This is a genomic window from Heyndrickxia ginsengihumi, assembly GCF_011008565.1.
Taxonomy (GTDB): Bacteria; Bacillota; Bacilli; order Bacillales; family Bacillaceae_C; genus Weizmannia; species Weizmannia ginsengihumi.
Genome location: NZ_JAAIWK010000006.1, coordinates 1 through 25,284, shown reverse-complemented (window position 1 = coordinate 25,284; position 25,284 = coordinate 1). Strand labels below are relative to the sequence as shown.

The following is a 25,284-nucleotide window of genomic DNA, read 5'->3' as shown; positions in this document are numbered from 1 at the left end:
TTCACGTAATAAGAAGACATTCATTTTGAAAGCCAAGATAATGTATGCAGGATTTTTCATTTTGGTGACTATTTGCTTGAAAAGTAGGTGCAGTTTCTAGGTTTAAGATCGAGGAGGAGTTATATGGAAAAGTCAGGCCAAAAGCATTTTGTAATTTCAGAGGAAGATTGGTCTCTCCATCGCAAAGGACATGATGATCAAGTTCGTCACCAAGAAAAAGTCCAAGAAGCTATTCGAAATCATCTACCAGATTTGATCACAGAAGAGAGTATTATCATGTCAGATGGCCGTGATGTTGTAAAAATTCCAATTCGCTCATTAGATGAATATAAAATCCGTTATAACTATGATAAAAATAAACATGTTGGCCAAGGAAATGGAGATAGCCAAGTCGGTGACGTCGTAGCAAGGGACGGAGCACCAGAACCTGCTGCTGGTACAGGGCAAGGAGCTGGCGACCAGCCTGGGGAAGATTTTTACGAAGCAGAAGTATCTATGATGGATATTCAAGAAGCTTTATTTAGTCAACTTGAACTGCCAAATTTACAAAAGAAAGAACGAGATGAAAATATTGTAGAAGATATTGAGTTTAATGATATTCGCAAAACAGGTTTGATGGGAAATATTGATAAAAAACGCACGATGATGTCTGCTTTCAAACGCAATGCGATGAAAGGCAAACCAAGTTTTCATCCAATTGTTCCAGAGGATTTAAAATTCCGTACATGGAATGAGATCGAAAAGCCAGAGTCAAAAGCAGTTGTATTAGCAATGATGGATACAAGCGGAAGTATGGGGATTTGGGAAAAGTATATGGCGCGCAGTTTTTTCTTTTGGATGACCCGATTTTTACGGACAAAATATGAGACTGTTGAAATTGAATTTATCGCCCACCATACAGAGGCAAAAGTTGTTTCTGAGCAAGATTTCTTTTCGAAGGGAGAGAGCGGAGGAACGATTTGTTCATCTGCTTATCGAAAAGCATTAAGCCTAATTGAACAGAAATATGATCCGTATCGATATAATATTTATCCTTTCCACTTTTCTGACGGAGATAATCTTACTTCTGATAACGCTAGATGTGTGAAACTTGTGGAAGAGATTATGAAAGTTTCCAATATGTTCGGCTATGGAGAAGTGAACCAGTACAACCGTCACTCCACGTTAATGACTGCCTATAAAAATATTAAAGATGAGAAATTTCAATATTATATTCTTAAGCATAAAAATGACGTATTCAATGCGATGAAGAGCTTTTTTAAAAGGGATGAAAATACAAAGACATATGCGTGATCTTATAAAGCCAGACATAACAGCGAATCTTATATAGATGGTATAAAGCATTTAAGTTATCAATCTATATAGTGCAATGCAGTGTCTGGCCTTTTTATGGCCTTTTCAGGCGATCAATGGACATGCCTCTTCTTAAAAGCTTTTTAGACTTATGATTAACAATCAAATTTCAACTCCTTTTTGTAAAGAAGAGGATTGGAGCGGGAGGATGCGAGAATCCTGTGGGAAAAACGGAATCCGATGAGATCCCGCAGGTGTGAAGCGCCGAGGAGGCTCAGCATTCGACCGCACGGAAAGCGAGCATACTCACAGTTCCTTTTTATAACGTATAAGCAAACAAATATTTTTTAATCGTTATAACAATCATTTTCAAATACATTTTTTTTGAAATATTACAGGTATAAAATAGATGTTATACAGCATCTATTTTTTATTTTGTGAAAATGCAGTTTAATTGTGAATCTATTCATATCTTTATTCGTATATAAAAAAGTAAGTGTTAGAACTATTGCAATTATAGGAGGAAGCTGATGGGAAATGTATTAGAGATTCACGAGCTGAGAAAAAAATATAGTGGGAAAGCGGCATTGGATCACGTAAGTTTTTCTGTAAAACAAGGGACATGCTTTGGACTATTGGGACCAAATGGAGCGGGAAAGTCAACTACTATGAAAATTTTAACAGGAATCATAAAAGCTGATAGTGGAAGCGCGACTGTGTTAGATATGGATATTATAAAGCAGCGTACAGAGGTGCAAAAAAATGTGGGCTACGTGCCGCAGGAAATCACTTTGTATGATAAATTATCGGCATATGATAACTTGCTTTTTTTTGGAGAAATGTATGGTGTTAAGGGAAATGTGTTAAAAGAAAGGATTAAGGCTGTATTAATACAAACAGGTCTTTTAGACCGTGCTAAAGATACGATTAAAAGCTTTTCCGGAGGAATGAAGCGGAGAATCAATATTGCAGCTGCGTTATTGCATGAACCGAAATTATTAATTTTAGATGAACCGACAGTTGGAATTGATCCGCAATCCCGTAACCATATTTTTGAAATGATTCGCCAGCTGAAAAAAGAGGGAATTTCCATTATTTATTCCACTCACTATATGGAAGAGGTGGAGGCTTTATGTGATGATATTGCAATTATTGATCAAGGAAGAGTGATCGCACAAGGCAATTTGGATGAATTGTTAACACAATATGGACAAAAGGCTGTTTATTTAGAAACACGAATAAATATTGAAGATCCATCGATATTTAAGTATGTAACAAAGTATACAAAGAAGCATAATGGATGGATTCTAGAAACAGCTTATCCGTTAGAAACAATGGAGGATATTTTACAGGAAGCAAAACAGCAGAATATGGAAATTATTGGATTAGAGATTATGAAGCCATCTTTAGAAACGGTATTTTTATCTTTAACAGGAACGAGTTTGAGAGATTAAAGAAAAGGGGGGAACAAGATGAAAAGCATGGTAATGAAAGAACTAAAATTAATGGTCAAAGAAAAGGGAAACTTATTTTATCTAATTTTAATGCCAGTATTGTTTATCATCATTTTCGGTTCTATTTTTAATCACACTGATTCGTCAATAACGATTCATGTAAAAGATGAGGATCGATCTGCAGTATCTAAAGCATTAATTAAGCAACTTGATAAAATGAAAGGTTTTGAAGTCAAAACAAATAATCAACAAACAGAGAACAAGCAAATTGCTCAAATTAAAAGCGGAAAATTAACTTCGTTAGTTGTTATACCGAAAGGATTTGGAGATACATTAAAAACAGGGAATGGCCAAGCGAACATTCATTTTTATCAAGATGCGGCATCTGTAAGTTCAACGTCACCAATTGAAGCAGTGCTACAAAATGTAGCGAATCAATATCGTGAACAAAAACTCGTGACAACACTTATTCATGAGGGGAATAATAAAAAAGAGGCAGAAAAGATTTTACAGCCGCCAATGGAGATACATAGTATTACAGAAAATTCGAAACATGTAGATATGGTCTCACAAATTGTTCCAGGCTATACTGTTATGTTTGTGTTTTTTATTATGATTTCAATGGTCAGACGGTTTTTCCAGGAAAAAGAATCGGGCATGATTTCTCGGCTGCGCGGTACACCAATGAAATCTTATGAATATTTACTCGGTATGTGGATCCCGCCATTCATTACAGTTCTAGTGCAATGTACGGTTCTTTTAGGTTTTGGTTATGTGTTTTATCATTTACATTTAGGGAATATATTTGCCATCTCTTTAATTGTCCTTTGTTTAGCTTTTTGTGGGACGGGAATTGGTCTGGCTTTATCTTTAATATCAAGAAGTGAAAATCAAGGGATAGGTTACACGCAACTAATTTCTTTAGGAGGAGCAATCGTAGCAGGGCTATGGTTTCCATCAGACATGCTGCCGAAAATTGCCCAGACGGTAGGATATTTTACACCGCAATATTGGGCGCTTCACGGTCTTCAAGATATTATGGTCCATAATGCCAGTATCGGAGATCTTTGGAAATCATTTCTTGTCTTGCTGTTGTTTGGATGTATTGGCTTTATCATTGCAATAGTCAGATTTAAACCATTTTTGAAATCGGCAAGTCATTAATAATAAGTGAAAGGAGAATGTTATTTGGATATTGTTGAGCATGCTATTCAGTTTGCGACAAAAGCACACGACGGTCAATACCGAAAAGGCTCGGATATTCCGTATATTACGCATCCATTTGCAGTTGCGATGTTACTGCGATCAGAAGGATGCCCGGATGAGGTAGTTGCCGCAGGGCTTTTACATGATACGGTGGAAGACACAAATGTAACATTGGAGGATATAAAGATCAATTTTGGAGATACGGTTGCACATATTGTAGAAGGGTGCTCAGAACCAAATAAATCATTATCGTGGGAAGAACGAAAACGGCATACGATTCAATACTTGAAAACGGCTGATCAAAGCGTTCGATTAGTTGCATGTGCTGACAAGTTTCACAATCTCCGTTCCATTCGAGATGATCTTGAACATAATGGGGAAGAAGTATGGAAAAAATTTAAGCGAGGAAGAAGGCAACAAGAATGGTATTACAAAAATATTGTTACAAGCTTAGAACAAGGTCCATCATTTCCTTTGTTAGAAAAACTGCGAAAGGAAATTGAGCTAGTATTTTAAAAGACTGAGTTTAAAAAAGGTCTCCTGTCGTAAATAAGTACATGATACGATGGAGACCTGCCTGTAACATATGATTTTTCAAATAGATTTTTTGTGGATGATCGAAGACATTATATTTATGATTGATTCTAATGAAATTTTCATTTGTATGGATTGTTTTGTTGGTCATCAGCGCTTTTATATTGTTCTTCGTTAAACGGTTATAAGTGATCGCATATTGAGATCCGGGACCGCTGTTTTTCCAAGCCATAAACTGAATAGGACGGGATACATTTTCAATTACATTATGTTGAAATGTTGGATTTATAGCTCCGCTTGCTAAAATCGCACGAAAAATCCCTTTTCTATTTGCAACATTTGTTATCGTATTATTTTCAATCGTTGCATTCGACCAGTTCATAACGCGAATGGCATCATTTCTCATATGGTCGATTTTATTATTGCGTATCATAATATGGTCATGAAACTTACCGCCTGAATATTTATGCGTACCAATCGAGCGATCAAGATTGGAGAAAGTATTGTTTGCAATCGTAATGTAACGATTCGCTGTCTTATCGAATGTACTCCATTGTTGGCTCCATCCTCTTGTTGAACGGTCGGGTGTATCTAAGTTTATAGCTTCTTTATTTTTATTCGCAGATGCAATTGAATTTCTAAAAACATTATTTGTAATAGAGGCATGATTAGTTGCATCCATTTCAATAAAATGTCCTGAATACATATTTTGAAAATGAATATTGTTGATTTTAATATTTTCGTTATGACCAGCAATAATCGCAATACCGTCTTTTTTGAACTTCATATCTATCGTCGCATTTCCTTTTCCTATGAATGCGATATTTTTTTCACCAGTATACTTTCCGTAAACATTTTTTTTAGCAGCGCGAGAAGGACGGACAAGCTGGAAAATAGAATGAGACGGTATGAGGGTTTTAATACCTGTTTTATTTCCTTTTATAATTTTAACGCCGTCATTTAAAATAATTGTGACGTTTGACGGGACATACAGTGTATTTGAAATAGTATACGTACCTTTTGTTAATATAAGGGTACCGCCTTGTGTTTCTTCTAAATGTTCTAAGTAAGAACGCAGTGAATAATATTGTTTTGTATATGCATTATAAGTATGATAATGCGTATAGTGATTTTCGTATGGTTCACTATTAGGAGAAAGTGTAAACGTCTGATTTGTGGCGGCAAAGGAAAGAGAAGGGGAAATAAAATAGAATCCCAATATACATATGATAAAAAAGAGTATATATTTTTTATTCATTTTCATTCCCCCTTGCAAAACTTTGTGTTTTTTATTATACCCGTCTTAATAAAATGAACACAGTTTTTTATAGAGAAAATTTTTTCCTATTATAAAATGTTATGCTCTTTTTAACATCCGTTCCAACGCTAAAATGGCTTCGTTTGCTGTTGTATCATCCACTTTAATAATATTTGTTTCCTTTCCTTCAACGATATTTTCTAGAGACCAAAGCAGATGAGGGAGGTCAATTCGATTCATTGTCAAGCATGGACACATCATTGGATTTAAAGAAATAATTTTTTTATCTGGATGGTCGTTAATAATACGCTGAACTAAATTCATTTCGGTTCCAATTGCCCATTCACTTCCAGATGGCGCTTTTTCGATTTCTTCGATAATATATTTTGTAGATCCACTTTTATCTGCTAGCTCGACTACTTCATGGTTACATTCTGGATGGACAATAATGTTCATATTAGGATGATGTTTCCGTACAAATTCAATATTTTTTGCCGTAAAGTGTTCATGGACAGAGCAATGTCCTTTCCATAAGATAACTTTAATCTTTTCTAATGGTCCTTCATACAAAAGTTCATGTTGGATTGGATCCCATACGGCCATGTCTTCTAGACGAATGCCTAAATCATAAGCAGTATTTCTTCCTAAATGTTGATCAGGTAAAAATAATATTCTTTCTTTTTGGGTAAAAGCCCATTTAACCATTTGGTTGGCATTTGATGATGTAACAGTTGCACCGCCGTTGCGTCCTACAAATGCTTTAATTGCAGCTGTTGAATTGACATAAGTAAGCGGAAGAATCGTGTCCCCGAATAACTGCTGTAATGTATTCCATGCTCGTTCTGTTTGATGAATATTTGCCATATCTGCCATTGAGCAGCCTGCTCTCATATCCGGTAAAATAACTGTTTGATCTTCAGATGTTAATATATCAGCTGTTTCAGCCATAAAATGGACGCCACAGAAAACAATATAAGATGCATCGCGATTTTTTGCAGATATTTGTGCAAGCTGCAAGGAATCACCTGCTGCATCAGCAAATTGATATACTTCTTCTTTCTGATAGTGATGGCAAGGAATGAATAATTTGCTGCCTAATTGAGATTTTATTTCCTTTATTCTATTTTCCATTTCTTCCTGTGAAAGGGAATAGTATTTTTCTGGAAGAATATGATCGACTGTTTGTAATGTTTGCAAAAAGCTCATAACCGTTCCTCCTAATTGTTTTGTACAATTGCACTAATATCGAGCGCTTTAACCGAATGCGTTAAAAATCCTAAAGAAATCCAATCAACACCTGTCTGAGCATAATCATTAATATTATTTAATGTGATTCCGCCTGATGCTTCTGTTGCAATGTGAGAAGGGACAAGAGAAATCCATGCTTTTATTTCTTCAGGAGTCCGATTATCAAACATAATAATATCTACATTTGCGTCAATGGCCTCTAATAATTGTTCTTTCGTTTCAATTTCTACTTCGATTTTTACAGTGTGGCCGATATGTTCCTTTACTGTGCGAATAGCATTTTCGATACTCCCTGCAAATGCAATATGATTGTCTTTAAGCATGACAGCATCATATAAACCTCTTCGATGATTAAAACCACCGCCACATTTTACAGCGTATTTTTCAAGCATACGTAATCCTGGAGTTGTTTTCCTAGTATCACAAATTTTTGCTGCTGTTCCTTCCGTTTGCAGTACGGCTTCATTTGTGATCGTGGCAATTCCGGACATTCTTTGAATGAGATTTAACACAACTCGTTCTGTCGCTAATAAGTTTGCTATTGGACCTTGTATTTCTGCTAAAGTATCCCCTTTATAAATAGGTTCCCCGTCGTTTAAGAAGACACGAACATTGATGTTTTCATTCATGAGATGAAAGCCCTCTTCAATGATGGACTTGCCACAAAAGATTCCATCTGCTTTTGCAATAAAAGTTAATACTCCTTGCTGTTCAGGAGGAAATATAAACTCGCTATTGATATCTCCATCGCCAATATCTTCTATCAAAAATTGTTTAAGCATGGAGTGTAACTTGATGTTGTTCATGAAAACCGCTCCTTATTTCAATTTCTTTGTTGATCGAGTGTACAATATGCTTTCCTTTCCAATTATCCAGTTCCTTATGGAAGTCCGTTCTGATATGGGCTCCTCTAGATTCTGTTCGCATTAATGCCGCTTTTGTAATGAGATAACTATTCGTGAACATCGTAATTTTTTCTATTTCATCTTTCGATAACTGATCAAGTGGGCAATCAAAAAATGACGTAACATTTAAATGGCAAAGCCAGTCTAAATGGTGCTTTAATGTTGATTGTTCGCGAATGATACCAACATTCTCTAACATGTTTTGCTTTAGTTCTTGTATAGATAAGTTTGCTAAGGCTTGCTGTGTAAGTGGTTTATCATGTTTTTTATCTTGATCTTGATTATCGGCAACCGTATAACAATCGGACTGATTAATAAACTGGGCCACTCTTTTTCCGAAAACAAGTCCTTCTAATAATGAATTACTTGCCAAGCGATTTGCGCCGTGAACACCGCTGCAAGCTACTTCCCCAATAGCATATAGACCTTGAACAGTCGTTCTCCCATAACAATCTATTAAAATACCTCCCATGAAAAAATGGCTTCCAGGTGCAATAGGGATGAGACCGTTTTCTAAATTGATGCCACTTTCTTCACATAAACGTGTGATCGTTGGAAATTTTTTTTGAAAGTCTTTTATTTGTTTAATATTTAAATAGACGTTTTTATGTTGTTTTAATGTTTGAAAGATTTGCTGTGCCACGATATGTCTAGGTGCTAAATCTTTCAAGGGGTGAATATGTTTCATAATTTCTGTACCATTTTCATCTATTAAAATGCCACCTTCACCGCGAACGGCTTCAGAAACAAGTCCTTTTGCTTTGCCATTGACAAATAAGAGTGTTGGATGAAATTGGATAAACTCTAAATCTACTAGTTCAGCACCTGCACGATACGCCATTGCAATGCCATCGCCAATCAATTCAGCATGGTTGGATGTATATGGGTATAGGCTGCCAATGCCTCCTGTTGCTAGGACAATATGCCGGCCAAAATATTTTTTTATATCGTCATTTTCTGTCTTTGTCTTTACACCAACTACTTTGTGGTGGTCCTTTGCTAAAATTAATTCATAGGCGAGCTCGTTTTCGACAATCGTAACATGAGCGCCGAGCTGCTGAAATAAATGTTCCATTACAAACTTCCCTGTTGCGTCACCACCGCAATGTACAATTCTTTTATGGTGGTGCGCACCTTCTAATCCTAAAGCGATTTCTCCATTTTTATGTCTATCAATTAATAAACCATTTTCTATTAATTCTTGAACAGCTACAGAACCTTCTTTCACAAGCTTTTCCACTTCTTGATAAGAATGATGATATCTTCCTGCACTTAAAGTATCCTCAATATGTGATTGATAATCATCTTTGTCTGATATAACAGCGGCAATGCCACCTTGTGCCTTATAAGAATTACTAATGTTTTTTAATGACTTTGTGATAATGATCACATTCATATGGTTTTGAAGATGAGTTGCTAACTGTAAGGCAGCAATTCCGCTTCCGATGATAATGACATTTTCACTCATTGTTCTCCTCCTGAGTTTTTGAGTTTACATCTGTCTTGACACCTATATTTACATAAAATTAAACTATTTACAAGTACTTTTTTAAATGGGGGACGAATATGTATTACTTCGATTATGCAGCAACAACAAGAATGGGAGAAAGAGCATTAGAAGCGTATATAGAAACAGCAAAACATTTTTATGGGAATAGCGAAAGCCTTCATGATATTGGTTCAAATGCTCATGAGGTTGTAGAAAAAGGTAGGAAGTTTTTAGAAGAATTTTTACAAGTACCTGCGCATAGCATTTATTTTACTTCTGGCGGAACAGAAGGAAATTTACTTTCAATCATTTCATTAGCAAAAGGAGCAAGTAAAAAAGGAAAACATATTATTTCATCAATGGCGGAGCATACTTCTGTTCATTCTGCTTTATCTTACTTAGAGGAAAATGGTTACGAAATTACTAAAATCCCGTTTTTAAATAATGGGACGGTTGATTTAGAACAGCTAAAGAAGGCGGTAAGACCGGACACGATTTTAGTAACAATCCAGCACGTCAATCAAGAAATAGGTACTATACAGCCGATAAAAGAAATTTCGAATATGATTAGAGGCGAAAAGATTCTTTTTCATACAGATTGTGTTCAATCATTTGGAAAAATCGATGTTAAGTCTATCATTCCTTACGTGGACAGCATTACAATTTCTTCACACAAAGTTTATGGACCTAAAGGTGTAGGTGCAGTGTATATGAATCCGTCATCTATATGGAAACCTGTCTTTCCAGGTCTGACCCATGAGAATGGATTTCGCGGGGGGACTGTAAATATTCCGGGAATTATTAGTTTTATTGTCGCTGTGGAAGAAGTGCCGTCTAGCGACCATTTGAAACGCGACTGGGAATTGAGGAAAGCATTTCAAGATATTGTTCGTGATGCAATGATGTTTATTGAGGGAGAAGCAGAATCACAATTGCCATCCATTATTGGTGGGATGATATCTCATATTGAAGGACAGCTCGTTATGCTTGAATGTAATAAGCGTGGATTTGCCATTTCCACTGGAAGTGCTTGCCAAGAGGGGCAAGAGGGCGGGGTAAAAGCAGTTGAGGCAATCGGTTATTCTAGCAGTGCTGTTAATCAATTTTTTAGAATATCTTTTGGCAAACATACAACTGAGGAAGAAATCATTTATTTAGGAAAGACAATAAAGGAGATCGCCTATCAGTATAATAAGAAATAAATCGATGTACGATTAGATCAATCATTCACTCTGCCAAATATTATGGTTTTAATAGGGGAAAATAACCATAATCATATTGCAGGGGTTGATTAAGTGAAGAGGATTTTGCAAATATATCGAACGGATATACATCATATTGTAACAAATTGGGCGGCTCTTTTAATGATATTCGCTTTAATCATTCTCCCATCTTTTTACGCATGGTTTAATATAAAAGCATCTTGGGATCCATATGGGAATACGAAAGGAATAAAGGTTGCGGTTGTTAATCATGATAAAGGTTATAAGGTAAATGGGAAAGCCATTAATGTTGGAAATGAGCTAGTTCAAATGTTAAAACAGAATCATAAATTAGGGTGGACGTTCGTCTCGGAAAAAGATGCAATTCATGGTGTGAAAACGGGAAAATATTATGCCAGTATTTCGGTACCGCCAGATTTTTCGAAAGATTTAGCTTCGATCACAACTCAGCATCAGACTAAACCGAGCATTGAATATATAGTAAATGAAAAAATTAATGCAGTTGCCCCGAAAATGACTTCATCTGGGGCTTCTTCAATAGTAGAAAATATTAGTTCGGAATTTGTCAAAACAGTAAGTAAAGCGATTTTTTCCATTTTTAATAAACTAGGCATTGAACTTCAACAAGATTTACCAGATATAGAGAATTTCAAAATGTGGGTCTTTAAGTTAGAACACGATATTCCTGTTATTAATCGGCTTGTCAATACTGCCGATAAAGATATAAAGGAAGCAGATAGTATTGTAAAAAAAACCCAAGGAGCAATGCCAACAGTATCGAGAATTGTATCACATGGACAAACAGTTTCAAATGAGTTAACAACATTTTTTACTGATATAAATAATAAATTAAATAATGTTGAGCCAATTGTCCGAGATCAATTAATGATGCTTGCTATAACAGCAAGTGATGTAAGTCAATTTGTAAATGGGGTACAAACGAATAATTGGTCGATCACAGATATAGAGGAGTCAGCTAATCGTCATAATATTCAATTGCAGCAAGGGATTAGCATCATTAAGCAACTGCAAACATTGCTTGCAAATATTGATCAAATGAATGGGAACAATACACTTAACGTGCTGAATAATCAATTTTCAAATATAAAAACACAGCTTCAAAAAGATATTGATGTAAATAATCAACTATTAAATGTTTTACAGAATAATGAGCAACTGTCAGATAGTCAAAGAAGAAATTTATCTGAACAAGCAAATGAAGTAGCAAGCAATTTGCATCATATAGTCAATCAATATGATACAACTTTTGCTCCAGCAATTCGGAAAGCAATCACACAAGCAGAAAGAGATAATGCTGATGCAAATAGATTATTAACTGCTACACATCTAACAATTCCACGAGTGGAGAGTATTCTAAATGACACGGAAAATGGCTTAATGTTTGGTAAGAGAGAAATCAAGAATATCAAAGCCCATTTGCCGACTGTTGAACAAAAGGTGGTACAGTTAGCAAAGAAAATTCGTACGTTTGAAAAGGAAGAAAACATCAATCAATTAATCGCTTTATTAAAAAATAATGTAGAGGAAAAAAGTGATTTTTTGAAGCAACCAGTAGTATTAAAAGAAAAAACATTTTTTTATGTGCCAAATTATGGTTCAGGAATGACGCCTTTTTATACCGTGCTCTCTTTTTGGGTAGGTGCAATGCTTCTCGTATCATTAGTTTCAGTTGAACTACATGATGAAGTCCATTTAAAAAGTGTGCAGATCTATTTAGGAAGACTTTTATTATTTTTAACAATCGCCATATTACAATCGGCCATCGTTACGATTGGTGATATATTTCTGCTCAATGTATATGTAAAGGAGAAGCTATGGTTTATTTTATTTGGAGCTGGTATTAGCTTGCTGTTTATGTTCATTGTATACACACTCGTATCAGTATTTGGCAATATAGGAAAAGCCTTTGGAATTATTTTATTAGTTTTACAAATCTCCGCTTCTAGCGGTACATTTCCAATTGAAGTAACACCGGCATTTTTTCAGCGCATTCATCCATTTCTGCCATTTTCATATGCGATTAGTTTGATGAGAGAAGCGCTTGGTGGCATGTTAAAGGAGACTGTACAAACAGATTTATTTAGATTATTGGTATTTGCACTGACCACTGCTGCAATTGGAATTGGTCTGAAAAAACCACTCAAAGCATTCATAGAGAAGTTCGTGAAAAAGGCGAAGATGAGTAAGCTTTTTGAATAGCATCCACTAGAGTAAAAAGCTACGAAAGATTTTATTTTTTATGTTTGCACAATGCTTATGGCAAAAGGAAAACCCAATCATTTAGTGGACTATTACAAATTAAAAATGCAACCTCAGAGAAGCCACATAAGGTCGCGATTATCGTGTGTATCAATAAATTTCTGAAAGTGACGTTTCAAGCTACTGACATACGGCATACTTTACGATTATGAGTCCGCACTACCAGCTCAGAAATCGTAATCGAGTTTATATTCTCTATAACATACTGACCTTTCGAAAAAATCGTGAGGTCTTTTCGTCATGCGAAAATTTAGCTTTAGTTAGGAGAGGGACCTCTCCTAACTAAAAAAGAAATTACTGAAAGATATTTGACTAATCGTCAGAAAGTATATAACTGAAGAGAACCCGAATATTGTGCTCCAAACCCGCTCAGGAATATACTTTGACTTTGCTTTCCAGAGCTGATTTGTGCAATGTTCATCTTTCGCTAACCATTTCTGAGTTTTGTCCTAGCTTCTTTTAAGCTTACACTAATCAATTTCTTTTCACTTTATGGCAACGAAAGTATACATCGCTCGCTCGTGAAAAGCGAGTAGTAAGCGGTGAAGAACCACTATCTTTCTAAAATAAAAAAACTGCCGATAAACTCGGCAGCTTGAGCGTCAAAGCGGTTAAAGGTTTATCATTCTATTGTAAAAAGGCTAATTGAATAAAGAAAAGAACAGCAAATAAATAAACGAGAGGATGAACTTGTTTCCATTTTCCTTTTACAATTTTTAAAATTGGATACGAAATAAAGCCTAACGCAATTCCTGTTGATATACTGCTTGTCAATGGCATCGCCAAAATAATTAAAAACGCTGGAAATGCTTCATCAATTTCATTCCATTTAATATCAGCAATGCTGCCGATCATCATACTTCCAACAATAATTAATGCAGGAGCTGTAATAGCAGATAATCCTGCAACTGCGCCTACTAACGGACTAAAGAAAGCAGAAATGATGAACAGAATGGCTACTGTTAAAGTTGTTAATCCAGTTCGTCCACCAGCAGCAACTCCTGATGAAGATTCAATATAAGCACTTGTTGGACTTGTCCCAAAAAGTGAACCGATTGTAGTAGCGATAGAGTCAGCAAGCAACGCTTGACGAGCACGTGGAAGTTTGTTGCCCTTCATTAAGCCCGCTTGTTTTGCGACGGCGATCATAGTTCCTGTTGTGTCAAAAATAGTTACAAGCAAGAATGAAAAAACAACCGCATACAAACTATGTTGAAACACATCTATAAATGCATGGATCGGATGATTCACTACAATCCCTTCAGATAGATGAGGGATGGATACAAAACCTTTCTTAAAGGATAATTGCCCAGTAAAGAAAGCGACGATTCCTGTTACAATCATACCGATAAATAGTGCACCATTTATGTTCAAAGCCAAACAGATAAGTGTTACAGCTAATCCGATGATTGTAAGTTCTGCAGAAATAGAGTGCAATTCACCTAATTTCACTAAATTGCTTTTATCAGCAACGATAATGCCGGAGCTGCGAAGACCGATAAAGGCTATAAATAAACCGATTCCTGCCGTAATAGCAGAGCGTAAATTATCAGGAATAGCTTCAATTAATTTTTCACGAAAAGCAGTTAAAGATAAAATAACGAAAATTATCCCTGCAACAAATACAGTGCCAAAAGCTGTTACATAGTTAATGTCACCATGTGTGCCAACAACTGAGAACGCGAAATAAGCATTTAATCCCATACCAGGGGCAACAGCGATCGGATAATTTGCACATAAGGCCATCCATAAAGTACCAATAACAGTACCGATAATAGTAGCCATAAAGACTTGATCAAATGGAACGCCAGCACTTGAAAGGATCGCTGGATTTACCACAATCACATAAACCATTGTCAGAAATGTTGTGATCCCTGATAAAATTTCCGTTTTCATCGTTGTTCCATTTTCAGTAAGTTTAAACATGAGGTTACCTCCAAAATACGAACGTTTTAAAAACACATATTATATAATATTCGTTTAAAAGCTGTATCGCAACCTTTTTTTGAAAAAAATTAACAAATTCATACAAAGTTCGACAATTTTTGTACGAACTGAAGAACGATACATTGTAATTAAAGAACTGTCTATCTTAAGTTTCAACTTTTATGTAAGCTTTCATTCATGATAATGGCAAGCAATACATAAAAATAGAGCAATCTGATAAGATTTGCTCTATTTTTATGTATTAAAATATTAGATTTAAGATCGAAAAGATGACAGCAGAAAGGATTGCTGAGATGGGGAGAGTAATGATCCAAGTAATAATCATTCTCTTTGCAGTGTCCCATTTAACCCCTTTAACTCTGTGACTTGTGCCGACACCTAGTATAGATGAGGATATAACATGCGTAGTACTTACAGGTAGATGAACATAAGTTGCACCAAAAATGATAAAGGCGGAACTTAAATCAGCGGCAACTCCATTTATAGGGCGGATTTTCATAATATTTCCACCGACTGTTTTAATAATTCTCCAGCCTCCAATGGAAGTTCCCATTCCCATTGCAATCGCACAGCATAATTGTACCCAAAATGGTATACCAGCGTTAGCAGACAAATATTGACCAGACATTAATGCCATTGTAATAATCCCCATTGATTTTTGCGCATCATTCGTTCCATGTGTATAAGATTGAAGTGCAGCTGTAAAAATCTGTATTATTCTAAATCGTTTATTTGTCTTACTTAAGTTAAAGTTTTTAAAAGCCACCTTAAAAATACTATACAAAATAAAACCAATAGCAAAGGCAAGAATTGGTGATATTACAAGACCTTCAATAATATTTAAAAAACCATGATATTTTATGATGCTAAATCCTGCAGATGCGATAGCAGCACCGGCAACAGAACCAATAATAGCATGTGAAGAGCTACTTGGAATTCCGAAATACCATGTAATTAAGTTCCATAAAATAGCTGAAATTAAAGCAGATAAAATGACAATATGACCATTTGGAATGGTAAATGGATCTACAATATCTTTTGTTATTGTTTTTGCAACCCCTGTAAATGAAATGGCACCGAGAAAGTTCATAGTAGCCGCTATAATAATAGCATGACGAGGCTTAAGTGCTTTTGTTGACACAGAAGTTGCAATTGCATTTGCTGTATCATGAAAGCCATTAATAAAGTCAAAAGCAAGGGCGCAAAATACGATCAAAATTGTGATAATCAAAACGCTACTCATTATACAGACTCCTTAAGCATTTTTCATAATAATCGTTTCAAGAATGTTCGCAACTGATTGACAATAATCTGCAACATCTTCTAAATTTTCGTAAAGATCTTTATATTTGATAAGGCGAATTGGATCTTTTTCGTTTTTAAAAAGGTTAATAAGAGATTTTCTTAAAATATCATCGCATTTAGATTCGTATTCTTTAATTTTTATCGCATGAGGACGAATCTTATCAAGCTTTTTCGTGAAGACAATATCAATTGCTATTTCAATTTCTTCAACACATTTTTGAATCATGTTAACGAACTCAATCATAAAATTGTCTGCGCTTGTAATATTATACATTTCGAATAGACTGGAACAGCCTTCAATTCCATCTAGTACATCGTCAAGACTGTTTGTTAATGTGAGGAGATCTTCGCGTTCAATTGGAGTAATAAATGCATCATTTAATTCCAAAATCATATCATGTACAAGTGTGTCTCCACTTGTCTCATATTCCTTCATCTTATTTGCAAAGGTTTTTAAATCATCGGAATTTTGAAGTTTATAATCTACAAAATAATTTGTGGCTTCACAGAGGTTTGACGAAATTTTCCCTAGTAAAACAGCAAATTTATCTTTTTTATTTTTAAATACCATTTTTTAGCCCCCTATAGACTTAAATTATCAAACGACTTTATTTTATCTGATTTTACAAGAATATAAAAGAAGAATGTCGAAAATTTTTTTATTTATCCTTATTTATATGTTTTCTCAACATAAAATCATTAAACATACATTTTTTACATAATTTCATTTTGGGGAAGTACCAGGGCACATGTTACAATTATCAAAATAATTAAGCAATGTGTTAAAATATATAATATAAGTTACTACTTCCAAAGAAGTTTTGATTATTTTTTATTGTTGAAGGAAAAAAGCTTGAAATCATTAAAAATTGGAAGGTGAGATAAATGGTAAAGAGTTTTCATGACAAAAAAACATTACATAATGGTGTGCAAATTCCGTATGTTGGTTTAGGTGTATATAAAATGGAGGATAAGCGTGAAGCGATGCAGTCTGTTCTATATGCGTTGCAGTCAGGATACCGCTTAATTGACACGGCAAGTTTTTACCAAAATGAAGATAGCGTTGGGGAGGCGATTAAACAGTCAAGCATTCCGCGTGAAGAGTTATTCATAACAACAAAAGTGTGGAATGATGAACAGGGTTATGATTCAACTTTAAAAGCTTTTGAAAGAAGCTTAAAACAATTAAATATGGATTACATCGATTTATATTTGATACATTGGCCTCGACCAGATACATATTTAGAAACGTGGAAAGCATTAGAAAGACTTTATGATGAGGGAGTAGTTAAAGCGATAGGTGTTAGTAATTTTAAAGAACATCATTTAGAAACTTTATTTGCTCATGCGAATGAAAAACCGGTTATTAACCAAGTAGAATTACATCCATATTTAACGCAAAAGCCATTAATCCGTTTTTGTACTGAGCATGAAATCGCAATAGAAGCATGGTCACCAATTGCAAGAGGGCGCTTACTTAACCATGAACTTATTACGCAATTGGCTGAGAAATATGAAAAAAGCCCGGCACAAATTATTTTAAGATGGCATCTACAAAATGATGTTATTATTATTCCTAAGTCTGTTCATGAAAGTCGAATAGAGGAGAATAAGGATTTATTTGCTTTTACATTAACTAGCGAGGATATGAAGCAAATTGATCAATTAAATGAAGACCACCGCTTTGGTAAAGACCCAGATCATTTTGATTGGTAAACATTAAATGTGAGTTGCAACATGCATCTTACTGCTCAGTGCACAAGTTCCCTTATTGAATGTATATTCGGGGGGAGCTTTTTTATCGTACACAACCTGGGAAAGATTCTTTTCACATTTTCTTTAGATTATGCATTTGCCTGTACATTTCACTACACAAGCTGCTGACAAAGACTTCTATTAGACGGTAGTCTAAAAAGAGGCTTGGTGCTTGCCCGTGATAAGCTTTGGAGAACTGCTATCTATTTTATTTAAAAAGGCTACTTCTTTGTCACAATCAAAAGAGATGGTAATAGGCCCCACATGTAATAAGCAATATTGCGAAAATGCTTCATACAAGGTTGGTCACATTTACCATGATTTTATTGAATCTAAATATGTTAATCTTAAGTCAATGATATTAGATTCGTTAAGTTTCAAGTAAAGGGTGAAGTGTTTGTGAAAGTAGCATTTGCATCTACGGAAGATCAAATTGAAAAAATTGAGGAATTGGTCCAATATATGTATCAAGAAGTGTTTCCTACATACTTTACTGATAGACAGATTTTGGACTACAAATCAAAAAAAGTATTATATCTTGCTAATAATCCTTTCAAGCAAGTAAATACGTTAAAAGACGGCTATCAAATTATTTCTAGCCTGCAAACCATTATCTCGATTTTAGAGTTAAAAAGAGATTCGCATCATTACGAGCAACTTTTTCAATTTAATAAATATTTTTTAGAACAATATGATATATATTTTCCATTCGAATATGAACAGTTCACTAGGAAAACACGTATGTCTATTAGTATGTTTGAAAAGGCAGCAAATGATTTGTTAATTTAGCATGTTAAAAAGGAGTCAACATGGACATTGTCTATGCTGACTCCTTTTTTATTATGTTTATTTAACATGTTTATTGAACCATTGTTTAAATTCTGCTTTTGTATGTTCTCCAACAATCCTTGCATCTTCAACCCCATTTTTGTAGTGGATGATCGTTGGTGTTGCTTCAATTTTATATTGATCCCAACCATCATCAAATTCATACAAATTAAACTCCTTAAGATCAATGCCCATTTTTTTAGCAAGGGGCACAACAATTGGTGATGTTCTTTTACAATGTGGGCATGTCGGGCTGAAAAAATAGACAGTCACATCTTTTTTATCTTGCAACTTAGATTTTAATTCATTTGGTAAAATAATGTTTTGATACAATGGATCATCCAACTGGTCTTTTGTTTCTGGTTTTAATTCATTTACACTTTTGGCTTTTGCATAAGGATTATGTGTTGTATTTTTACTTTGTTGATATTTCGTAATAAATGCTATACCAGCAAATAAAACAACAATAATTGCTAAAAATATAATAACTTTTTTCATTTTATTAATACCTCCGAGTGATCATTGCTCAGCCCTTGTCCATTTCCAAACTAATACGCTTGATATAAAAATTAAGATAAAGGCGATAAGTGCTAAAAAAGGAATCGTAATAAAACCAAACCAATTTATATATTCCGCAGTACATGGGATTCGTCCGCATGCTGGTGCATGGTTTGTTAATAAAGATATCTTTTGTAGACTATAATGATAAAACGATACACATATTCCGATACAAGATAAAACAGCTGTATATAAAGATAATTTATATTCCTTTCTCACAACGGAAATGCCGATCAAAATAGTCATTGGGTACATTAAAATCCTCTGATACCAGCATAATTCACAGGGCTCATAACCTCTAATTTGTGAAAAATATAAGCTACCTGCCATTGCAATTACTGAAACAGTCCATGCGAAAAACCATAAATGTTCAATTTTTTTTAATTGCATATAGACCCTCCTGAAATCCTTTATTAAATTATAAGATTGATTCAGGGGGAAAGTAAAATGAAATTATCGTAACAAAAAATACAAAAGCTAAGGGAATGACCCCTTAGCAATTAACTTGTGAAATAATTTGGCTCAGAGATGCCTTCCTGTACCATTTCATTAGCATGATCTATATAACGAAACAATGAGTAGAGTCGGCGTTCAATAATCGAATAATCATGTGAAAAATAGTATGCGTGTAATACTTGTTCAATTTTCTTCGAGAGAAAATGATCTTTTGTCCGCACCATTAAAATTAGCAAATTGTCCCATTGAGACCGATGGGTGTAATATAATGCACGATCATAATCAAGGGGATTCATCAATAACCCTCCTTTATCTCATTCATATCACTAATGAGATTGGTTTAAAGAATGAAGCTCCTTACAAACGGATATATTTATCCATTCACCTTTTAAGTAGGTGTATCTTTAGTGTATGTTGTTTCACTTGTTTTGCTCACAGAAAAACTTGGTGTTTCAGTATGTTGTTAGGATTGGAAAATTACCTAAAAGAAGGAATGAATAAAACATAACTAATAAACCGTAACATGAAAGATTCAATCTTTTTTGTTGGTTAACATCGTTTTAAAGTTATTTGAGCGGAAATCAATGCTCTTCATTTAGAGAAAACATTTTAAAAAAAGTAAAAATCCCCTAATTACTTCATCTTTTTTTTCTTAACATCATACATTTAGATAAAAGGCAATATGTTCGTCTTATTAGGGGAGGAGAGTTATATGAGTGGTCATGATGATTTGCAATATGCTATCGAGGAAATTACAGAAATTGCAAGCGGATTTGGTCTTGATTTTTACCCAATGAGGTATGAAATCTGCCCAGCTGAAATTATTTATACATTTGGTGCGTATGGAATGCCTACAAGGTTTTCCCATTGGAGCTTTGGAAAGCAATTTCATAAAATGAAGCTGCAATATGACTTAGGTTTAAGTAAAATTTATGAGCTTGTTATTAACTCTGATCCATGTTATGCATTTTTATTAGATTCTAATTCACTTATTCAAAATAAGATGATTGTTGCCCATGTTTTAGCACATTGCGACTTTTTTAAAAATAATGTTCGCTTTCAAAACACAAAGAGAGAAATGGTGGAAAGCATGACTGCAACAGCTGAAAGGATTCGAGCTTACGAAAATAAATATGGAAAAAAGGAAGTTGAACAGTTTCTTGATGCCGTGTTAGCAATTGAGGAACATATAGATCCATCTCTCATGAGATCGAAATTAAATTGGAATATTGAAGATGATAGCAATGTGGAGGAAGAAGCAAGTCCTTTGCAAACTCCATATGATGATTTGTGGTCATTAGATGAGAAAAAAGTTGAACCAGCAGTAAAGAAGAAGACGAAAAAATTTCCACCAAGGCCAGAAAAAGACATTGTATTATTTATTGAACATTACAGCCGAGAATTAACAGAATGGCAGCGCGATATCATGACAATGCTTCGAGAAGAAATGCTCTATTTTTGGCCGCAATTAGAAACAAAAATTATGAATGAAGGCTGGGCTTCTTATTGGCATCAGCGCATTATGAGAGAACTTGATCTTACAACGAGCGAAGCAATCGAATATGCGAAATTAAATGCTGGGGTTGTCCAGCCTTCTCGTACAGGGATCAATCCGTACTATTTAGGGATTAAAATATTTGAAGATATTGAAGAACGTTGGAATCATCCAACGGAAGAGATGAAAAAAAGAGGCGTTAAAGAAGGAACAGGACGTGAAAAACTATTTGAAGTTCGTGAAATCGAATCAGATATTTCTTTTTTGCGAAATTATTTAACAAAAGATTTAGTAACCCGGGAAGACATGTATTTATTTCAAAAGCAAGGCCGCGATTATAAAATTGTAGATAAACAATGGACAGAAGTTCGTGATCAACTTGTAGGAATGCGGGTAAATGGAGGATTTCCTTATTTAACTGTTGTCGACGGGGATTATCAAAAATATGGGGAATTGTATATTAAACATTGGTATGAAGGCATTGAATTGGATTTGAAATATTTAGAAAAAGTGTTGCCCTATCTTTATCAACTATGGGGCAGAAAGGTCCATATTGAGACAGTTGTGGAAGATAAAATGATGTTATTTTCGTATGACGGAAAAACGGTTCAACGAAATCGACTTTAAACAATCAATAATGTTTAAAAAAACAAGCAGGGACTAAAAATCCCTGCCTATTTTTTATCATCCTTAAAGTCGTAATTCTATAATTGGACGCGTGTATTTTTTTGTAAAATAGCTTCCTAAAATGAGACATATTGATAAAGAAATAATTAATAATAATAAATAGTTACTTGAAATCCAGTCGTGTATGCTATCAGGGGCAAAAGTATCGATGCTTTTAATAATAAAGCCATGTAATAAATATACATATAATGTTCTTTGACCAATTACAGTTAGCTTAAATCCTTTCTCTGGTATGAGGAAAAGAAAACCGATAATAATGATGGTTGTAGCTACATACTGCCCGGCACGAAGGAAGCCGTCATGAAAGTCCTTTACACCCATTCCAGCATAAGATGTATCACCTAATAACCAAGGAATAGCATCTTTCGGAAAGGATACACTTAGTAAAACTGTAATCATTAAAATCGCTAAACCGATCGTTTTCGTATATTTAATTGATCTTAATTTCTTTAAATGTTTAGGCTCTAACAAAAATCCAAGCAGAAAATATGGGAAGAATACAAAAGTCCTTGATAAACTTAGGTAACTTCCAGCATTATCCCAATAGCCAATGGCAATGCCAATTAGTGAAGCAACTATTAAGCCGATCCAACGGAAACGGGCAAAAATAAATAAAAGAATATTCCAGAAAAACAGACTTAATAAGAACCATAATGACCAATGCGGTTCAAAAAAATTAATCGTAAACTTTGTTTCCACACCTGTATAGTAATAATAGATGGAGTATATGAATTGAAAAATCAAATACGGAACTAATATTTTTTTAATTGCTTTAATGATGTAACCTTTTTTTTGAAATCCTTTTGAAAAATATCCTGAAATTAAAATAAATGCAGGCATATGGAATAAAAATATAACAGTATATAAAGTAAATAAAACTCCGTCATTATTTTTATACGGGCTAATTAAGTGACCAAACACAACTAAAAAAATTAACACGAATTTGGCATTATCAAAATAAAGATTTCTGCCACTGGATGACATAAAAAAATGACCTCCCATTAATTAATATTTAACTTCATGTAAAAAGACCTCAAAATAGCTATTATTTTCTATTGTACTCTTGAAATATTACAAGAAAGTAATATTTCCTTTAAATAAAGATGAAAATAAATGGAAAATTACTAATAAAAATACAATTAAATGGAAATTTGTTATAAATAAAAAGACCTCTCCTTTTTAGGGTTGGTCTGTTCGTACAATATTATACGTTTAAAGAAAGAAATGGTAAAAGAGGCAATTTTTTAAAAATATCGCTTTCCTTTTTTATTGTTGCTTAAGTATTTTATCTTCAAAAATAACAGAAAAAAAATCCTCAAATATTTTTTTCCCCATTACGCTATATCCCGTTGATGTTAAATGAATGCCATCATCACTAATAAGTTCCTTTAAATCACCAGCCTTTTTTAAAGCGGTTCGGACATCAATCGAAGGAATGTTTATATTTTTAATTAAATCTTTAATACGGCGGTTATATAGACCATGCCAATGTTCAATTCCTCCGGTTTTACTGATCCAGTGAGCAATTTCTGAACCATGTCTTTGGCTTATTGTATGGTAATATCGTTTAGGATCTAACGGAGGCAGTGTAAGCAGGATCGGTACAATTCCTTTTTCATTTATTTCTTTTACCATTTCTCTTATATTATTTAAGTATCTTTCAAGCGGAACAATTGGTTTATGTTCTTCATAGGGGCGAGCAGCAACTTCATCCCATTTAAAATTACAATCGTTACCGCCAATACAGATGATAACTGCATCAGGCTGTTCTTTAAAAACATCTTTTTCTAATCGCTTTAATAATAAATCTGAATTATCATTAAAAACTCCTTTGTTTAAGACTACTGTATTTTGCTTTGTTGAACAAAGACTGTTTAGAATGGAAGGATAGTTTTCTTTTACAATGCGGAGTCTGCCTTTTATATATGAAACACCGCGTGTAATACTATCGCCAAAACATACAATTTTCAAATCTGTTTCCCCCTTTGTAAAGAGTCTAAAAAGTCGGAATCGTTATTCCTTGTTATTGTAAACCCAATCGGTAGGATACGACAAGTTTCTGCTTTTTTGTGTTATTTAAACCAGCCTTTTTTAATAAACCAGTAGGTCATACCAGCGCCAATTATGAACATGACAAATAAACAGGCAATATAGCCATACTTCCATGATAACTCTGGCATATATTTAAAATTCATCCCATAAACGCCTACAATAAAAGTAAGCGGCATAAAAATGGTTGTAAACACAGTTAAAATTTTCATCACTCGATTCATTTGATAAGAGTTTAAAGAAATATAGCTATCGCGAATATCCGCAGTTAGTTCACGATTGGCTTCAACGAGTACTGAAAGTTTTAATAAATGATCATGTATATCTGAGAAATAGGCGAGCCGCTTATGGATTCCCTCTAAACGATGAGAGTTGAGCATTCTGTATACTAAATCTGTCATTGGTGAAATCGTGTGCCATAATGAAAGCAATTCGTGTCTTGTTTTATAGAGGCTGTCAAGTAATTTCTCCATTGTTTCATGCTTCGAATGGTTTTCAATATCGTTTAAACGATCTTCAATTTTGTATATATATGGGAAATAATTATCCACGATATTATCTAATATTTGGTAAAAAATGAGTGCTGTATCATATTGTTTCAGTTTTTGGGAAGATTCAATGGTTGTCCACACTTTATTGATTTCTTCTGATTTTGAATAATGAAAAGTGGTGATGAAGCGCTCACTTAAAAAAATATTAATTTCTTCTTTTTTTAAATGCTTGTGAGCAATACTTTGTATGACAAAAAATGAATGATCTTCATAATAATCTAATTTTGGTCTTTGTAATTTATGTATACAGTCCTCAATTGCGAGCGGATGGTACTGAAGGGGCGTTCGTAACTTTGACACCTCATCTTCGCTCGGTCTATCAAAATCAATCCAATACCATTTCATATTGGCGGAAGGAATATCATCAATATTAGAAAGTTTGATTAACTTATTTTCTTTTGTTACGCCAATGATTCGTATCATCGAATCACTTCCTTTCACTGTATGAATAATAATATAAAAAGATAATTTTAGTTGTATTGTACAGTTAATAAAAGATAACAGCAAAGAGCTTTTAAATAGACTACTTTCGTAAACTTTGTTGTTTTTAAAAGGGAGTGGTTGATTTCCGCTCCAGGATGCTCGCTTTCCGCGGGCGGAAGCTGAGCCTCCTCGGCGCTTCACGCCTGTGGGGTCTCATCGATTCCGCTCATCCCGCAGGAGGCTCGCATCCTTCCGCTTCAATCAACTGTTTTTCTAACAAGTAAAGCATTTAAAAAATTAGTTTTTGCTTATAAGGCTGTTTGTGTAAACTTTGTTGTTT

Annotated in this window: 22 protein-coding genes; 9 read left to right on the top strand and 13 right to left on the bottom strand. The window is 34.4% G+C overall.

Going from position 1 to position 25,284, the window contains the following annotated elements:
* The first annotated feature begins 123 nt into the window (after positions 1 to 123).
* The 4 genes from yhbH to G4D61_RS05710 all read left to right on the top strand — a co-directional run bounded on the left by yhbH (position 124) and on the right by G4D61_RS05710 (position 4,469).
* On the top strand, positions 124 to 1,293 hold the full coding sequence (gene yhbH, locus G4D61_RS05725) for a sporulation protein YhbH (protein WP_025730729.1): 1,170 nt from the start codon (positions 124 to 126) through the stop codon (positions 1,291 to 1,293).
* A 530-nt stretch (positions 1,294 to 1,823) separates the two neighbouring features.
* Positions 1,824 to 2,747, top strand: coding sequence for an ABC transporter ATP-binding protein (locus G4D61_RS05720; RefSeq protein WP_025730727.1), 924 nt, complete (start codon positions 1,824 to 1,826; stop codon positions 2,745 to 2,747).
* Between the two features lie 18 nt (positions 2,748 to 2,765).
* A complete protein-coding gene (locus tag G4D61_RS05715; RefSeq protein WP_163173451.1) occupies positions 2,766 to 3,911 on the top strand; it encodes an ABC transporter permease in 1,146 nt (381 codons plus the stop codon).
* 24 nt (positions 3,912 to 3,935) lie between these two features.
* Positions 3,936 to 4,469 (top strand): HD domain-containing protein, encoded by a 534-nt coding sequence (locus G4D61_RS05710; protein ID WP_025730725.1) that lies wholly within the window; start codon positions 3,936 to 3,938, stop codon positions 4,467 to 4,469.
* 10 nt (positions 4,470 to 4,479) lie between these two features.
* Here G4D61_RS05710 and G4D61_RS05705 read toward each other — a convergent pair whose 3' ends face one another.
* The 4 genes from G4D61_RS05705 to nadB form a co-directional block, all read right to left on the bottom strand.
* Positions 4,480 to 5,745, bottom strand: coding sequence for a right-handed parallel beta-helix repeat-containing protein (locus G4D61_RS05705; RefSeq protein WP_025730724.1), 1,266 nt, complete (start codon positions 5,743 to 5,745; stop codon positions 4,480 to 4,482).
* 99 nt (positions 5,746 to 5,844) lie between these two features.
* Positions 5,845 to 6,951 carry a quinolinate synthase NadA gene (gene nadA, locus G4D61_RS05700; protein WP_025730722.1) on the bottom strand — a complete coding sequence of 369 codons (1,107 nt, stop codon included), beginning with the start codon at positions 6,949 to 6,951 and terminating at the stop codon, positions 5,845 to 5,847.
* 11 nt (positions 6,952 to 6,962) lie between these two features.
* Positions 6,963 to 7,799, bottom strand: a complete 837-nt coding sequence (gene nadC / locus G4D61_RS05695; protein WP_025730720.1) for a carboxylating nicotinate-nucleotide diphosphorylase — start codon at positions 7,797 to 7,799, stop codon at positions 6,963 to 6,965.
* Positions 7,768 to 9,366, bottom strand: coding sequence for an L-aspartate oxidase (nadB, locus tag G4D61_RS05690; protein ID WP_035355617.1), 1,599 nt, complete (start codon positions 9,364 to 9,366; stop codon positions 7,768 to 7,770). The genes nadC and nadB overlap by 32 nt, the downstream gene beginning before the upstream one ends.
* Positions 9,367 to 9,464: 98 nt before the next feature.
* On the opposite strand from nadB, the gene G4D61_RS05685 reads away from it, so the two are divergent.
* Complete coding sequence (locus tag G4D61_RS05685) at positions 9,465 to 10,589, top strand: IscS subfamily cysteine desulfurase (protein WP_025730716.1); 1,125 nt, start codon at positions 9,465 to 9,467, stop codon at positions 10,587 to 10,589.
* 93 nt (positions 10,590 to 10,682) lie between these two features.
* Positions 10,683 to 12,830: a YhgE/Pip domain-containing protein gene (locus G4D61_RS05680; RefSeq protein ID WP_025730714.1), complete on the top strand. Its 2,148-nt coding sequence runs from the start codon at positions 10,683 to 10,685 to the stop codon at positions 12,828 to 12,830.
* Positions 12,831 to 13,517: 687 nt separating this feature from the next.
* Here G4D61_RS05680 and G4D61_RS05675 read toward each other — a convergent pair.
* The 3 genes from G4D61_RS05675 to G4D61_RS05665 all read right to left on the bottom strand — a co-directional run bounded on the left by G4D61_RS05675 (position 13,518) and on the right by G4D61_RS05665 (position 16,713).
* The gene (locus G4D61_RS05675) at positions 13,518 to 14,816 is read right to left on the bottom strand and encodes an NCS2 family permease (RefSeq protein WP_025730712.1); all 1,299 of its coding nucleotides are present in this window, start codon (positions 14,814 to 14,816) and stop codon (positions 13,518 to 13,520) included.
* Positions 14,817 to 15,078: 262 nt separating this feature from the next.
* Positions 15,079 to 16,080 (bottom strand): inorganic phosphate transporter, encoded by a 1,002-nt coding sequence (locus G4D61_RS05670; protein WP_025730710.1) that lies wholly within the window; start codon positions 16,078 to 16,080, stop codon positions 15,079 to 15,081.
* A gap of 12 nt (positions 16,081 to 16,092) precedes the next feature.
* Positions 16,093 to 16,713 carry a DUF47 domain-containing protein gene (locus G4D61_RS05665; protein WP_025730708.1) on the bottom strand — a complete coding sequence of 207 codons (621 nt, stop codon included), beginning with the start codon at positions 16,711 to 16,713 and terminating at the stop codon, positions 16,093 to 16,095.
* Positions 16,714 to 17,027: 314 nt separating this feature from the next.
* Here G4D61_RS05665 and G4D61_RS05660 point away from each other — a divergent pair, with 314 nt between their 5' ends.
* Complete coding sequence (locus tag G4D61_RS05660; RefSeq protein ID WP_025730706.1) at positions 17,028 to 17,858, top strand: aldo/keto reductase; 831 nt, start codon at positions 17,028 to 17,030, stop codon at positions 17,856 to 17,858.
* Between the two features lie 438 nt (positions 17,859 to 18,296).
* Positions 18,297 to 18,686, top strand: coding sequence for a DUF5365 family protein (locus G4D61_RS05655; RefSeq protein ID WP_025730703.1), 390 nt, complete (start codon positions 18,297 to 18,299; stop codon positions 18,684 to 18,686).
* 57 nt (positions 18,687 to 18,743) lie between these two features.
* Here G4D61_RS05655 and G4D61_RS05650 read toward each other — a convergent pair whose 3' ends face one another.
* The 3 genes from G4D61_RS05650 to G4D61_RS05640 all read right to left on the bottom strand — a co-directional run bounded on the left by G4D61_RS05650 (position 18,744) and on the right by G4D61_RS05640 (position 20,035).
* Positions 18,744 to 19,223 carry a thioredoxin family protein gene (locus G4D61_RS05650; protein WP_025730702.1) on the bottom strand — a complete coding sequence of 160 codons (480 nt, stop codon included), beginning with the start codon at positions 19,221 to 19,223 and terminating at the stop codon, positions 18,744 to 18,746.
* A gap of 21 nt (positions 19,224 to 19,244) precedes the next feature.
* The gene (locus G4D61_RS05645) at positions 19,245 to 19,673 is read right to left on the bottom strand and encodes a disulfide oxidoreductase (RefSeq protein WP_025730700.1); all 429 of its coding nucleotides are present in this window, start codon (positions 19,671 to 19,673) and stop codon (positions 19,245 to 19,247) included.
* A 110-nt stretch (positions 19,674 to 19,783) separates the two neighbouring features.
* Positions 19,784 to 20,035: a YhdB family protein gene (locus tag G4D61_RS05640; RefSeq protein ID WP_025730699.1), complete on the bottom strand. Its 252-nt coding sequence runs from the start codon at positions 20,033 to 20,035 to the stop codon at positions 19,784 to 19,786.
* A 416-nt stretch (positions 20,036 to 20,451) separates the two neighbouring features.
* On the opposite strand from G4D61_RS05640, the gene G4D61_RS05635 reads away from it, so the two are divergent.
* On the top strand, positions 20,452 to 21,861 hold the full coding sequence (locus G4D61_RS05635) for a SpoVR family protein (protein WP_025730698.1): 1,410 nt from the start codon (positions 20,452 to 20,454) through the stop codon (positions 21,859 to 21,861).
* Positions 21,862 to 21,924: 63 nt separating this feature from the next.
* On the opposite strand, the gene G4D61_RS05630 is transcribed toward G4D61_RS05635, so the two are convergent.
* From G4D61_RS05630 to corA, 3 genes are all read right to left on the bottom strand, one after another.
* The gene (locus G4D61_RS05630) at positions 21,925 to 22,905 is read right to left on the bottom strand and encodes an acyltransferase family protein (protein ID WP_025730696.1); all 981 of its coding nucleotides are present in this window, start codon (positions 22,903 to 22,905) and stop codon (positions 21,925 to 21,927) included.
* 282 nt (positions 22,906 to 23,187) lie between these two features.
* Complete coding sequence (locus G4D61_RS05625; protein WP_025730694.1) at positions 23,188 to 23,892, bottom strand: SGNH/GDSL hydrolase family protein; 705 nt, start codon at positions 23,890 to 23,892, stop codon at positions 23,188 to 23,190.
* Positions 23,893 to 23,993: 101 nt separating this feature from the next.
* Positions 23,994 to 24,944 (bottom strand): magnesium/cobalt transporter CorA, encoded by a 951-nt coding sequence (gene corA, locus G4D61_RS05620; protein WP_163173449.1) that lies wholly within the window; start codon positions 24,942 to 24,944, stop codon positions 23,994 to 23,996.
* Between the last annotated feature and the right edge of the window lie 340 nt (positions 24,945 to 25,284).